A 13831-nucleotide genomic window follows, 5' to 3' on the forward strand; every position below is an offset into this window, starting at 1 on the left:
ATCCCGTTTGCGTTCCCAACCCCGCTCCACACCGCTAGCATCGACCAAGCCGCCGCACAGGTTCAGCGCCAAACCGCTGAAAACCGGCTGATCAACTCCAAAGCAGTCAACGTTATCGGCCCAGCCTGCCTCCTGGATCACCTGGGCAGGAAACGGATTGGCTCGTAGTCCAGCCCCAGCCACGCCAGCAGCAGGTTCACCCCCAGCCAGAATCCCGCCGCCAGCGCCTCGCCGAAGATCAGCCCGATAAACACCGGCTTGGATCGCTGGAACAGCCGTGCCCCGCCGAAGCGCAGGATCAGCACCTTGGCCAGCCATCCGAGCATCAGGCTGAACCAGGCCAGTTGCATGAACTGGGCGGTGCTGGCGACGTAGCCGACGGGGACGAATGGCCACCACGGCCACCGCCAGGCCGCCACCTGAAGCCCCGCCGTTATCCCCAGCCCCAATCCGAAGTGAACCAGCGGGTCGTGCGTCTTGGGCGGGAAGCGCTTTTCGGCCCAGCGGGTCATCGGATCCACCAGCTCCTCGCGCGGCAGCACGTACAGCCCGTGGCTGTTGATGCTCACTTCCTCGGCGTTTCGGGAGTGCGAGATCGGCGTGGCGTAGCTGTAATAACACCACAGCGACGACCAGGTGGCGACGAAAAAGCCCAGCAGCAGCGTCCAGACGATGACCAGCGCCAGACCCGTCCGCTCGCGGCGCTCATCCCCGCCGGCCAGATCAACATTGCGCATCCCGTGCAGCGTGTAGGCCAGCAGGCTCTCGCGCGTCGTATTGGCGCCGTTGATCGTGAACACGCCGGTGAAGAACATGTCGCGCCCGCTCAGCGCGGTGGCGGGCAGGTTGGTGCTGAACTGCATCATCGTGGTGACCGAGCGAATGAAGGGCATGCCGGTCTCGGCGACAATGCGCGCGGTGACGATGTGCGGCAGCAGCAGGAAAAAGATGATCAGCGCCGCGACCCACAGGCTGACCTGCATCAGCAACAGCCAGGCGAACATGACCAGCACGCCCGCGATGGCGATGAACACCGCCCCGCGGTGGCGCGTCGAGGCGCCGCGAAGACGGCCGCTGGCGTCGGAAAGGCCAAACGCGTTGCGGAGCACGCCCGCCCAGTACAGCCGGCCAACCCATATGATCCCGATCAGGTACACGATCGCCGATCCCAGGTGCTGATCTCGCCAGGCGGCGGTGGTCACGTCCGACTGCATCCGCCAGCGCATGTACGTGCCGACGAGCTGCATGATCAGGTAGATCGACCACATGCTGAAAGCGGTGCGCGCCTGGATGAAGTACACCACGCCCAGAAACGTGAAAAACAGCGACGCCCGTTTGATGTGCGCCGGCAGATAGCTCCAGGGCGGCTGCGACATGACTCCCGACAGGTCGTACTCCAGCGGGATTTGCGGGAACTTCTTGGGCCAGTAGTCGTGCAGCGATCCGACGCTTTGGATAAGGAACACCGCCGCCAGCGCGATCCAGAATGATCGGCTGCGGAAAAGCGAATTGAGGCAGCGTCCCGGCTCGGGCTGTTCGATCAGCGAGAACTGAAGTTGCGCCAGCGGAAACGCCAGGCGCTCGTTCACGCCCCACTGCTGTCGCACCAGCCACGCCAGCGACACCAGGGTTGCGAACAGGGCGGCGATGAACACCCCCCATCCCAGCAGAGGCAGTACCCACGCCCCGTAGGGTATGGCCCGCCCCGGCTCCAGGCGGGTGTAAAAAAAATGCACGATGTCGCTGTTGCGGCCTTCGGGAATGCTTTCCACGGGAAACAGCCACCCCGGCAGGTGCAGATTCACGAACGCATTCCAGAAGACCTGATTCGACTTGCCGTGCTGAAACGGCGCCACCAGCAGGGGAAGGAACGATCGCAGCCAGCCCTGTCCCGGCAGGCTGCACGCCACCAGCGTCATCAGCAGGATGACCGCCAGCTCCGGCGTTTGCAGCGCCTGCCGCGGAACGAAGCGATACAGCAGCGCGTTGAAAACGACCACCAGCAGAAAGAAGCTGACGACCATCACCACCGGCAGATAGCTGCCGACCAGGAAGCTGTTGGCCACGACGTAGTCGTTGACCGGCGACAGCCCGCAGACCAGCACGGCCAGCAGCGATCCGACCAGCACGCTCCGCCAGGTGACGGCCCGCCGCAGCGGCTGCGCGCGCCCGGCCAGCGGCTCGAGCCGAGCCTGATCCGGGCCAGTTCTTGAGTCTGCCACATCCACAGCCATCAGCGTAGGTTCTCCGCCAGCCACCGCGGCGGGGCAATCATACAGCCTGATCGGCGGCAGCAAAGCCGCCGTCGCGCTGTCCGTGACAGAAGCCGGGGTTGTCCTGCTCGAATGATCGCGCCGATCCTCACGTTGACACCCATCCGGCACGAGTCTAGCCTGAACCGGATGGTGCGTTTCACCCGTCATGGGTTTCGTGAGATGCTGATCGGCTCGCTGGTGCTGATCGTGGTGGCGATCGGGCTGGGGTGGGCGTGGTGGCCGCTGGCGCTGGTGGTGCTTCCGGTGCTGGTCTGGCTGTTCGCGTTCTTCCGCGACCCGGAGCGGGTGGTGCCGGCGGACCAGCACGTGATGGTCAGCCCGGCCGATGGCAGGGTCTCGGACATCGTCGAGTTGCCGCATTACGAGCTGTTGGGCGGCCCGTGCGTGCGGGTGGGGATTTTCCTGTCCGTGTTCAACGTGCACATCAATCGCGCCCCCTGCGACGGGCGGGTTGTGGAGGTGATCTACAAACGCGGCAAGTTCCTCAGTGCCCTCAAGCATGCTCAGGCATCGGAGCAGAACGAATCGAACACGATCGTGCTGGCCGAGCCCGCAGGCGAGCGACGCATCGCCGTGGTCAAGCAGATTGTCGGTCTGATCGCCAGGCGAATCGTGTTCACGGCGCAGCGGGGCGACATGCTGGTGCGCGGACAGCGCATCGGGATGATCAAGTTCGGCAGCCGCACCGAGCTGTACATCGCCAAATGGCTGGAGCCGACGATTACCGTCAAGGTCGGGCAGACGGTTCGCGGTGCGGCGGACGTGATCGCGACGCTGGGCCAGCCGATTCGTGGACAGGTCAGGCAGCTCGACGACGAGGAGTTCGAGCCGCTGGTCGGGCGCGAGACGCCCGCCTGAGGCGCGGCTGCCAGGACAGGTCGCCAGGCACCGAAGCGGCAAGGGAAGGTGGAGCAGCAGAGTGATCCAGGATGAATCAGGACCGGCACAATCCTTCCACACTGTCCGCGGCTGGCGCCGACGCGCGGAAGTCTGACCCTCACCGCGCGCACCGCCGCCGGCGATTTCGCCGCCACGGACGACGAGCCTACATCCGCTCGGTCTATTTTCTGCCGAGCCTGGCGACGCTGGGTAACGCGATCTGCGGTTTTGCCGCCTGTTACGTCGCCGCTTTTGACGCCAGCAACGTCGGCAACGATCCCTGGGCCAAGGCGCTGCTGGCCAACAAGTTCCTGGTCGCGGCGTACCTGCTGATCCTGGCGATGGTCTTCGACGCGCTGGACGGACGATTGGCGCGATTCACACGACACACCACCGATTTCGGGGGGCAACTGGACAGCCTGGCGGATGTGGTCAGCTTCGGCGCCGCGCCGGCGTTCATCGCGCTGCTGCTATTCAAGGCCCAGGGGCCTGAAGACCTGCGGCTGTTCCTGACCCGGCTGATCTGGGCCATCGGCGCGCTGTACTTCTCCTGCGCGGCGATCCGCCTGGCGCGGTTCAACGTCTCCAACGAACACGGCGAACAGCACCACTTCAGCTTCCTGGGGCTGCCCAGTCCCGGCGCGGCCGGCGCGGTCGTGGGCGTGATCCTCATGCAGCAGGACCTGCAACGCGAGGGGCTGGAGCAACTGGCCTTCGTGTGCGTGATCCTCCTGCCGATCGTCGTGCTGATCACCGGATTGCTGATGATCAGCAATTTCCGCTATCCGCACATCGTCAACCGCTGGCTGCGCGGCAGACGCTCGATCGGCAGGCTCATCGCCGCAGTCGGACTGCTTCTGCTGATCGTGCTGGCCCACCGATACGTGATTGGGATTGGCACGCTGGCGTACGCACTGTGGGGGCCGGTGAGCTGGGCGTGGCTGCGCATCAGACCCCGGGCGATCGGCGGCGCTGCAACATCGCCCGCGCCCGATGCGGCCTCGCCCCACGCGGGCTTGCCTGAATCCTCCCCAGGCCGATAATCCCACCCCGACCATGCCCGAATCTTCGCCCAGCACCGTCGTAACCCGATTCGCGCCTTCGCCGACCGGTTATCTTCACGTCGGCGGAGCCAGAACCGCACTGTACAACTGGCTGCTGGCCCGGCACGCCGGCGGAAAGTTCCTGCTGCGAATCGAGGATACCGACCTGGCCCGCAGCACCGAACAGGCCACGGCCCAGCTTCTGGAGGATCTGCGCTGGCTGGGCTTGCTGTGGGACAATCAGGAGCTGATCTTTCAGTCCCGCCGAACCCACATCTACAACCGCGTCATCGACGAGCTGATCGCGAAGGACATGGCCTATCGCGCCTACGAGACGCCCGAGGAGCTGGAGGCGATGCGCCGCGAAGCCGAGAGCCGCAAGCAGTCGTTTGTCTATCGCCGCCCCAGGCTCAGCCCCGAGCAGATTCGCGCCTACGAAGCCCAGGGCCGCCCGCACGTCGTCCGCTTCGCCATGCCCGTCAGGGACTACAGCTTTGAAGACAAGATCCTGGGACGCATCGACCTGCCGGCCAGCCAGGTGCAGGATTTTGTGATCCGCAAGGCCGACGGGATGCCCACTTATCACCTGGCGGTGGTGGTGGACGACGCGGCGATGGGGATCACGCACGTGATCCGCGGACAGGAACATACGCTGAACACGTTCCTGCATATCGCGCTTCAGGAGGCGCTGGGGTATCCGCGCCCGATCTACGCGCATCTGCCGGTCATCCTCAACAAGGAAGACGGCAAGAAGATGGGCAAACGCGACCGCGACCGCAAAATCCGCCAGCAGACACGCAACTGGCTCAGGAGCACGGGCAAGTCGGTCCAGGACCTGTCCGCCGCCTGCGGTCTGGAGGTCGGGCGACTCAACACCTGGCTGCAAGATGAACAGAGCCAGCTCGATCTGGACGAGCAGAAGCGCGTCATGCAGGTCATCGGGCTGAAGGAGTCGGACCTTCCCGAGATCCTCGTCCACGACTTTCGCAAAAACGGCTATCTGCCCGAGGCGCTGCTGAACTTTTTGGCGCTTCTGGGCTGGAACCCCGGCGGCGATCGCGAGCGCATGAGCCTTCAGGAAATGATCCAGTTGTTCAGCCTGGAACAGGTCCACAAGGCTCCGGCACGGTTCGATCGTCAGAAGCTGCTGGCCTTCAACACCGAGGCCGTCGCCAACGCCTCGCCGCAGCGACTTGTGGCGGCGATGCGCGACTACCTGAGCGTCAACCCCGATTCCCCCCTGAATCAGGCAACCGATGAGCAGCTCGCCACCATCCTGGCGATGAAAAAAGGCTTCCGCGTGCTGCGCGAGGTGGACCAGGCCAGTCGCTTCCTGCTGCTCAGTGATGAGCAGATCGTCTACGACCCGCAGGCGGTGGAGAAGGTGCTCAAGCAGCAGAATGGCCTTCAGGTGCTGCGCGACATCGAACCGCTTCTGAGCGCGTTGACGGACTGGACCCATCAGAGCCTGGAAGCCGCCGTCAATGCATACTGCCAGGAAAAGCAGCTCGGGCTGGCGAAGGTGGCGCAGCCGATTCGCGTGGCGGTTAGCGGCGGGACGGTCAGCCCCCCGATCTTTCAGAGCCTGGAGTTTCTCGGCAAGCAGCGCACCCTGGCGCGCATCCGCCGCGCAATCGCCATAGCCCAGTCATAGTCCGTGCTCAGGCCTATCGGAGACTGACCTGCGGCGATTGGGCCGGCGGCGTGCGCGGACGGTACGCCTGGGGAATCACAATCAGCACCTGCTCCACCCGCTCCGTCGGCGTGTTGCGGATGAGGAAGCAGCCCCCCACGCTGGTCGGACGGAGGATCGCATTCTGCGACGGCGCGACCACCAGAAAACGGTCCCGCGAAAGGTCCACCCGGAAGTTCAAGTCGTACAACATCTCGGGGCTGACGAATTGAAGCTCGTAGGCGTCATTGAGCTTCGTGAACTGAACCCGCTTGCGCGTCGTCCGCACCATCGGGCACAGCTTCAATCGCAGGTATCCGGGCTTGCGCGGCGCCGGCTGGAAGGATAGATTGATCGCGTTCTCGCACCGGTCATAGCTGCGCCCCACGGCAACATTGCGCGCGTCAAAATGGAAAACGACCTGCTCAGGCAGATCGGCATTCATGATCACTTCGGCGTCGCGCGCCTCCGGGCCGGCGATGTTCAGCCGCTGCGCCGGCGTGGCTTCGTCCAGAAAACGCGCCAGATGCTGGATCTCGCCGATCGCAGCCACCCCCACCCGAATGCCGTTTTTGTCCAGCAGCTCGGCGGTGGGCACGTCGAAGACCTGCTCGTCGATTCGTTTCCAGAACTGCTCGTTGCCGGAAATCGCGCCGTGCGGAACGCTCAGCACGAACAGCTCGATATTGAAGCGCAGCGGATCGGGCGGTGAAGCATCCAGGCCGGGCGAGCTGCCGCCCGCCGCCTGCCCCGGCGGCTGGGTAATGGCGATCACGGGCTTGCGCTCGCGCGATGCGCCGCCGGTCGGCTGCCGCGGCGAACACCCCGCCAGCCACGCGATGGCCTGTAGACCAACCAGCGCCACCGCCACCCGGAATCGATCGACGCCTTTCATCGCTGTAAACCTGTCACGCGGCGCGGGCGGCCAGGATCGTCTGAATCACCAGGTCCAGCCCGCGATCGAATTCGTGCTCCGGTATATTGATCGGCGGGGCCAGGCGAATCACTTTCTGCGCCGTCAGGTTCAGGATGATACCCCGTTCCAGGCCCTTCTCGACGATTTTTTCCGGCGGGCGGGTCAATTCGATGCCCAGCATCAGGCCCTTTCCCCGGACTTCAGCCACCTCCGAGGCCAGTTTCGGCTCGTTCCGCAGCCGCGCGATCGCGCGCTGGCCCATCGCCGCGGCGTGATCCAGCAGATTCTCCTGCTCGATCACGTCGAAAACCGTCGTGGCCACCCTCATGCAGATCGGGTTTCCGCCAAGTGTGCAGCCATGCTTGCCCGGCGTCATCAGGGCGGCCAGCTCCGGTTTGGCGAACATCACGCCCACGGGCAGCCCCCCGCCGATCGCCTTGCCCAGCGTCAGGATATCTGGCTGGATCGGATGGCCCGAAGCATCGGTCAGGTGCTGGTATCCGAACCACTTGCCGGTTCGTCCGCAGCCGGTCCAGACCTCATCGAAAATCAGCGTCAGCCCGTGCTCGGTGCACAATTCACGCACGCGCTGAACGTATCCGGGCGGATGCAGGTTGATTCCGCCTTCGCCCTGGATTGGCTCGAGGATCACACCGCAGGTTTCGCTGTCGATCGCCTGCGCCAGCGCGTCGATGTCGCCGAATTCGACGCGCACAAACCCGGGCACCTCGGGTCCGAACCCCTCGCGCACCTTTGGGTTGCCCGTCGCCGCGATCATCGCCAGCGTGCGTCCGTGAAAGCTTTTGTTCAGGGAGATGATCTTCCAGCGGTTGTTGGGACTGCCGCGCAGCCGAGCCAGCTTGCACGCCGCCTCGTTGGCCTCGGCGCCGCTGTGGCAGAAAAACGCCTGTCCGCCAAACGCGGTGCGGTTCAACCGCTCGGCCAGCTCCACCTGCGGCTCGGTGTGAAACGTATTGCCGACATGCCAGAGCCGATTGGCCTGTTCGGTGGCGGCGGCAACCAGAGCCGGATGGACATGCCCCAGAATCGCCCCGCCGAAACCGGCAAACAGGTCCAGATAGCGCTTGCCGTCGGTGTCCCAGACCCAGCAGCCCTGGCCGCGCGCCATCACCACCGGCTGTCTGGCGTAGTTGGGGATCAGCACCTTGCGGGCGCGCTCCAGAACCTGCTGCGTATAAGACATCGATTGCGTGGCCTGTTCAGACATCTGGGACATCGGGCAATTTCCTCTCTTGAAGCGTACACAATATGCTGTCGGGCACAGGAGAAACAAGTCATGTCCGAACAGGGAAGTCAAAACCCCGATTCGTTGAACTGGGGGATCCTGGGCACGGGCAACATCGCCCGGCAGTTCGCTGCGGGCATGAGCAGCGCGCGCCGCGGGCGGATCGTCGCCGTCGGCTCTCGAAGCCACGATGCCGCCGCCAGCTTCGCCAGGCAGTTTGCCATCCCCGGCGCCCACGGCAGCTACGAGGCGCTGCTGGGCGACCGCAACGTCCAGGCCGTCTACGTCTCGCTGCCCAACTCCATGCACCACGAATGGACCATCCGCGCGCTGCGGGCCGGCAAACACGTGCTGTGCGAAAAGCCGTTCGCCGTCAACACCGCCCAGGCCGAGGAAATGTTCGACGTGGCGCGGCGATCAGGGCTGGTGCTGGTCGAAGCGTTCATGTATCTGTCGCACCCGCAGACGCAGGCGATTCTCGACACCATCGCCCGCGGCGAGATCGGGCAGGTCAAGGTCATCCGAACCAGTTTCTGCTACCGCACCACCCGCATCCAGGGCAATATTCGCTTCAGCCCGGAACTGGCCGGCGGGGCCATGATGGATGTCGGCTGTTACTGCCTGAGCTTTTGTCGGCTCGTCGCCGGCGCTGAGCCGGATCGCGTGCTGGCGGCGGGAACGCTTCACGCAAGCGGCGTGGATGAGTGGGCCGCAGGAACATTGGGCTTTCCCAATGGCATCCTCGGCACGTTCGTGTGTGGCATGACCGTTCAAGCCGACAATACGGCGTCGATCTGCGGCAGCGACGGGTACATCGAGATCGGCTGGCCATGGAAGCCGCAACGCCAGGCCAGCTACACGATCGGCCACAGCATCCCGCCGCGACAGGATGCGCGCCCCGGACACAGCGCAGCACCTCCACCCAGGCAGCAGTTCACCGTCCAGGCCGATGCCGAGCTTTACGCCCTGGAGGCCGACGACTTCGCCGCCGCCGTTTGCGATGGCGCCCCACCCAGAGTCACGCCCGAGCACACGCTGGGCAACATGCGCGTCCTTGACCAGATCCGCCGGCAGATCGGACTGCCTTTCTAGACCTTCAACCCGACCCGTGTCTGGATTGGCGGCACCAGTGCCAGCATGAACAGCCGGCGCAGCTTCACCATGTTTCCTCCGCCACGCCGCCTCACACGCCCGCCTGTCGGTTCATCTTGTACCGACGCGGTTTTAAAAGGTCCCGTGGTAGGATACCTGTTACCGGGCACAACAGGCACAAACAGTTCAACAGGAAAGCGGGAGCGAGCAGCCCATGGCGCGTGCAGCGTGGCGAATGGTGGCGATCGTCGCCAGCTCTGGCAGCATCGTGGCATCGATCGGATGCGGATGGCTGTCGGCGGCGACGGGGACAGTCCTGGATCGCGAGTTGCCCGGCGATGTTCGAGTGGCAACCTGGAACATCCACAACGACTCGATCTTCGCCGACGTGAACCCCTCGCGCGCCCAGAAGTTCGGGCGGGTGGTTCGCGCGGTCGATGCGGATGTCTGGAACTTCCAGGAAATCTACAACCACTCGGCCACGCAGATTCGCGAGATGATGAACAGCGTCGCACCGCTGCCGGGCGGGGCGAGCTGGTTCGTGTACAAGGGCGGCGGCGAACACGCCATCGTCAGCAAGTACCCGCTGTCGCTGACGGCATCGAACACTTCCCCGCCGGGATATCGCGCCGTGGCCATGGCCCTGGTGAATCTGCCCGATGCCAGCTTCGCCCGCGACCTGTACCTGATGAACGCTCACTACAAGTGCTGCTCCGGCTTCGACGCCGAGCGGCAGATGCAGTCCGACGCCTTCGTCAACTGGATGCGCGATGCCCGCAGCGCCGGCGGAAGCATCACGCTGGCCGCGGGCACGCCGATGGTCGTGCTCGGTGATCTGAACATCGTGGAAAGCTTCCAGCCGGTCACGACGCTGCTCAGCGGAGACATTCAGAACGAAACGACCTACGGCCCGGACTCACCCCCCGACTGGGATGGCTCGAGCATGATCGACGCCGCCCCAACGCACAACGCCGCAGGCGTCGAGCAGTACACCTGGCGAAACGACCTGGATATCTATCCGCCCAGTCGGCTCGACTTCATCCTCTACACCGACAGCACGATGCTTGGCCCGCACCGATTCGCGCTGAACACGGTGGCGATGTCGTCGTCGGATCGGGCGGCGGCGAACCTGGGACCATTCGATTCGATCCTGGACGATGCAGGGGCCACTTACGACCACCTTCCGCTGGTGATCGATTTCCGTCTGTCGGCACAGCGGACGCTGAAGTGGAACGGTGCAAGCGGCGCGACCTGGCACAGCGGCGGCTCCGACACATGGATCGACACGGTGACGGGCGCGGCGACGGCAGCGTTCGCCGCGGGAGATGTGGTACGCTTCAGCGATGCTGGCGTGGGAGTCGTGCAAATCGCCAGCTCGGGCGTGTCGCCGGGCGCCGTGCTGATCAGCAACGCCACCGGTACCTACAGCTTCATCGGCGGCGCGATCGGCGGCAGCGGACGGCTGAGCAAGAGCGGCGAAGGGACGCTGGTGCTGGCGGCGGGAAACACGTTTACCGGCGGCACCGAAATCTACGGCGGCACCCTGCACGTCGCGCACCCCAACGCCGTGCAGGGCGGCACATTGCTGGCGGCCCGCTCGGCAAGGGTCATCCTCAGCCCCACATTGCCGGCGGCGGTCACCGTCCGGGCACTGTCCATCATCGATTCAGCCACGCTTGATCTGACCGACAATACCCTGCGAATCGACTACGACGGGACGTCGCCCATCCGATCCGTCCGCCAACTGCTGCTCAGCGGGGCGCTGTTCAGCTCAACAGCGCAGGCAACCCAGCGGATCGGATACATCGAAGCGGCTGGCACCGCGCTGCTGGTGCAGACGGCTGCCGCCGGTGACGCGAATCTGGATGGGCTTGTTGATGCGATCGATCTAGAGGCGCTGTCGCTGGGCTGGCAGCAGACCGATGCGTTCTGGACCGCAGGGGACTTTACGTACGACGGCGTAGTCAACCTCCGCGACCTGTACCTGCTGGCGCAGAACTGGCAGCCGTCGTCGCAGTTGCTGTATGAGCGGCTGGCGGCGCTCGGTCTGCCGGCAAATCAGCTTCCTGAACCTGGACTGTTTCTCGTGGGTGTGACAGCTTGGGCCGCAATCGTGCTGCGTCCCGGGCGCCGGCGCGGCGGCTGAATAGCGGCGGGCGGTTTTCGCGCAGGTTTGCTGAGTTGGCCGAATCTTGTGGGCTTGGATCGCGTGAAGATAGGAAGACTGTGCGGATTGATTTGTCGTCGCGCACTTTTTGTTGGCATTTGGCCTGTCGCGATGGTAGGAATGAATAACACATTGGGTTCGTGGCAACAGCGATTGACACGTTTGGGCAGTTGCCGATTTTGGATTTGTCGAAGCCGTTGGAGCTTTTGCAGTTGGGCCCGAACCGCGCGGTGCGCATTGCAGCGCAATCGAGCCAGGACGCGAGGACGACAGCGGGGTCGGTTCTGTCTTCCGGATGGTGGAGATGAGCAGGTCGCGTTCGGCTGGATGTTGCAATTCGCCCGTTGCGACAAAGTCGGGTTTCGGTTGCAGCGCGGGCAGGCCGCACGCACGTGAGGGGCTTGTCCGCTCGCTGTTCAGGTCGGTGGCGACGGCAGTTCTGGTCGGGGCGAGTGGCCCGGCCGCTCTGCTGTCGTCCCCCGCCGTTTTGCTCTCGCCGGCACTGGCCGGAACCATTCGCCACGATCGCAGCGATTCCAGCTACACCGCCCTGGGCAATGATCCGAAATACCAGGCGGTCGGGGCGTTCCCCACCGAACCGGCCAGCGGCGTGCTCATCGCGCCCAAGTGGGTTCTGGCCGCCGGACATTCGATCGCCGACGGCGGGGATTTCCAGTTCAACATCGGCGGAACCACCTCGAGCAACGGGCAAACCTACACCGCGGCGCAGGCATTCGTTGAGCCGAGCTACAGCGGCGACATTTCCGCCGGCAACGACATCGCCCTGGTCCGCTTGAACAGCGCCGTCGCTGGCGTCGTTCCGGCCAGCCGGTTCTTCGACGCCAACGAAGTCGGGATGATCGGCACGACAGTGGGTTACGGCATGTCGGGCACCGGCCTGAGCGGGCAAAGCACTCCTTTCGGCACCAGGCGCGGCATTCAGAACACCATCGACGCCTTGGGCACTCTTGTGGGCTGGAACAATCGCATGGCCTTGTCCGACTTTGATGATCCGTCCAACGCCGACGGATTGAACTCGATGGGCTCAACCACGCCGCAGAATCTGGAAGGTCTGGCTGCTTTGGGCGACAGCGGCTCGGGAACCTATGTCGAAGTGAACGGACGATGGTACCTGGCGGGGATCACGTCGTTCGTGGCGGCATTTGATCCGCCCGCGGGCGATGGCACGGGCAACTCCAGCTATTCCGACGCCATGGGCTGGATCCGCGTCTCGCGGCATAACGTCTGGATCGATGACCAGATCGCCCACACCTGGAACAGCGCCTCCGGCGGCTCGTTCAACACCGCCGGTAACTGGGCACTGGGACCCACTGCTCTCAACGGCGTGCCCGGCGCCGGCGACATCGTCGGCCTCCGCAACCCCGGGACCTACACCATCACCTTCGGCAGCGCGGTAACCAACCACCAGCTCGTCGCGCGCGGCGGGAACGTGACGCTGAATCTCGGCGGGTCGGTCTATACCCTCACCTCTTCGATGTTCGAGGGTGCGATCACCGTTGGACGTTACAGCGGCAACGACGCGAGCCTCACCTTCACCAACGGTGTGATCAACACGACCGGAGACGGCGAGGTAAACCTGGCCGAGCAAAGCGGCAGCTTCGGGCGACTTACCATCGGAGCGGCCACCACGATGAACGTGGCGGGCAGCGTGTATGTCGGCGGGACGTTTCGCGGCGCCGGCGGAGCGGCAACACTCACGCTCGCCAGCGCATCGTCTCAGCTCAACATCGCGCGCACGCTGCGGATCTGGGGCGGTGGTTCGGTCAACTATAACGGCGGCTCGCTGTCCGCAGGCACGCTGGATGTCGCCGGCGGAAAGCTCATCCTCACCTCCGGCGCCAACAAGGTGCTGCGCACCGGGGCGCTGGCCGTCACCGGCACCGGACGGATCGACCTGGCCGACAACGACATGATCGCCTCCAGCGCCAACCTCGCCGCCGTGACGACATTGATCAAGAACGGGCTGACCAACGGCGGAGCGTTCGACTGGAACGGCTTCGGGATCGGCAGCTCCAAAGCCGGCGCCGAAAACACCGCCCGCGGCAGCTTCCTGTTCGCCCTGGGCGTGATCCGCAACGACCTCTCGCAGGTCGGCGGCAGCGGACCGATCTATACCAGCTTCTCCGGCATCGGCGTGACCGGCAACGAGATCCTGATCAAATACACCTACTTCGGCGACGCGGATCTGTCTGGCCGAATTGACGCGACGGACTATTCGCTCATCGACAACGGCTACGTCAACAGATTGACGGGGTGGATCAACGGCGACTTCGACTACTCAGGCGTCATCGACGCCACGGACTATGCCCTGATCGACAATGCCTACGTCAATCAGTCCGGACCGCTGGCGCAGGCGATGATCGCTGAGCACGCCCGGATGTTTGGCGGCGAATATCTTGCCGCCCTGCGGGCGATTCAGTCCGGGGTCATACCCGAGCCGGCGATGCTCGCAGCATCGGCGCTGATCGCCTGGTCGCTGAAACGGCCACGACGCGCCTGCGGGCGTGGGTGAATCTGAT

9 protein-coding genes are annotated in these 13831 nt (G+C 64.6%); 6 read left to right on the plus strand and 3 right to left on the minus strand.

What is annotated here, in order from left to right; genetic code table 11:
- Positions 1 to 137: 137 nt before the first annotated feature.
- The gene (locus ACQS5P_RS07465) at positions 138 to 2222 is read right to left on the minus strand and encodes a DUF6785 family protein (RefSeq protein ID WP_428940269.1); all 2085 of its coding nucleotides are present in this window, start codon (positions 2220 to 2222) and stop codon (positions 138 to 140) included.
- A 180-nt stretch (positions 2223 to 2402) separates the two neighbouring features.
- Between ACQS5P_RS07465 and ACQS5P_RS07470 the strand changes: the two genes are divergently transcribed.
- The 3 genes from ACQS5P_RS07470 (at position 2403) to gltX (ending at position 5852) form a co-directional block, all read left to right on the plus strand.
- Positions 2403 to 3134, plus strand: a complete 732-nt coding sequence (locus tag ACQS5P_RS07470) for a phosphatidylserine decarboxylase (RefSeq protein WP_428940270.1) — start codon at positions 2403 to 2405, stop codon at positions 3132 to 3134.
- A gap of 71 nt (positions 3135 to 3205) precedes the next feature.
- Positions 3206 to 4198 carry a CDP-alcohol phosphatidyltransferase family protein gene (locus ACQS5P_RS07475; RefSeq protein ID WP_428940271.1) on the plus strand — a complete coding sequence of 331 codons (993 nt, stop codon included), beginning with the start codon at positions 3206 to 3208 and terminating at the stop codon, positions 4196 to 4198.
- Between the two features lie 13 nt (positions 4199 to 4211).
- Positions 4212 to 5852: a glutamate--tRNA ligase gene (gltX, locus tag ACQS5P_RS07480; protein WP_428940272.1), complete on the plus strand. Its 1641-nt coding sequence runs from the start codon at positions 4212 to 4214 to the stop codon at positions 5850 to 5852.
- Positions 5853 to 5865: 13 nt separating this feature from the next.
- Here the strand turns inward: gltX and ACQS5P_RS07485 are convergent, their stop codons facing one another.
- Both ACQS5P_RS07485 and ACQS5P_RS07490 read right to left on the minus strand, forming a co-directional pair.
- Positions 5866 to 6765: a hypothetical protein gene (locus ACQS5P_RS07485; RefSeq protein ID WP_428940273.1), complete on the minus strand. Its 900-nt coding sequence runs from the start codon at positions 6763 to 6765 to the stop codon at positions 5866 to 5868.
- A 13-nt stretch (positions 6766 to 6778) separates the two neighbouring features.
- Positions 6779 to 8023, minus strand: a complete 1245-nt coding sequence (locus tag ACQS5P_RS07490) for an aspartate aminotransferase family protein (RefSeq protein ID WP_428940274.1) — start codon at positions 8021 to 8023, stop codon at positions 6779 to 6781.
- A gap of 60 nt (positions 8024 to 8083) precedes the next feature.
- Between ACQS5P_RS07490 and ACQS5P_RS07495 the strand changes: the two genes are divergently transcribed.
- The 3 genes from ACQS5P_RS07495 to ACQS5P_RS07505 all read left to right on the plus strand — a co-directional run bounded on the left by ACQS5P_RS07495 (position 8084) and on the right by ACQS5P_RS07505 (position 13824).
- Positions 8084 to 9124: a Gfo/Idh/MocA family protein gene (locus tag ACQS5P_RS07495; protein ID WP_428940275.1), complete on the plus strand. Its 1041-nt coding sequence runs from the start codon at positions 8084 to 8086 to the stop codon at positions 9122 to 9124.
- A 214-nt stretch (positions 9125 to 9338) separates the two neighbouring features.
- Positions 9339 to 11270 (plus strand): endonuclease/exonuclease/phosphatase family protein, encoded by a 1932-nt coding sequence (locus ACQS5P_RS07500; protein WP_428940276.1) that lies wholly within the window; start codon positions 9339 to 9341, stop codon positions 11268 to 11270.
- Positions 11271 to 11715: 445 nt separating this feature from the next.
- Positions 11716 to 13824: a trypsin-like serine protease gene (locus ACQS5P_RS07505; protein WP_428940277.1), complete on the plus strand. Its 2109-nt coding sequence runs from the start codon at positions 11716 to 11718 to the stop codon at positions 13822 to 13824.
- Positions 13825 to 13831 lie beyond the last annotated feature (7 nt).

Source organism: Fontivita pretiosa, from assembly GCF_050410795.1.
Classification (GTDB): Bacteria; Planctomycetota; Phycisphaerae; order Tepidisphaerales; family Tepidisphaeraceae; genus Fontivita; species Fontivita pretiosa.

Bases quoted from the DNA above. Each gene is read 5' to 3' on its own strand.
- ACQS5P_RS07470 (WP_428940270.1), top strand. From the start codon at position 2,403: ATGGTGCGTTTCACCCGTCATGGGTTTCGTGAGATGCTGATCGGCTCG.
- ACQS5P_RS07475 (WP_428940271.1), top strand. From the start codon at position 3,206: ATGAATCAGGACCGGCACAATCCTTCCACACTGTCCGCGGCTGGCGCC.
- gltX (WP_428940272.1), top strand. From the start codon at position 4,212: ATGCCCGAATCTTCGCCCAGCACCGTCGTAACCCGATTCGCGCCTTCG.
- ACQS5P_RS07485 (WP_428940273.1), bottom strand. From the start codon at position 6,765: ATGAAAGGCGTCGATCGATTCCGGGTGGCGGTGGCGCTGGTTGGTCTA.
- ACQS5P_RS07490 (WP_428940274.1), bottom strand. From the start codon at position 8,023: ATGTCCCAGATGTCTGAACAGGCCACGCAATCGATGTCTTATACGCAG.
- ACQS5P_RS07495 (WP_428940275.1), top strand. From the start codon at position 8,084: ATGTCCGAACAGGGAAGTCAAAACCCCGATTCGTTGAACTGGGGGATC.
- ACQS5P_RS07500 (WP_428940276.1), top strand. From the start codon at position 9,339: ATGGCGCGTGCAGCGTGGCGAATGGTGGCGATCGTCGCCAGCTCTGGC.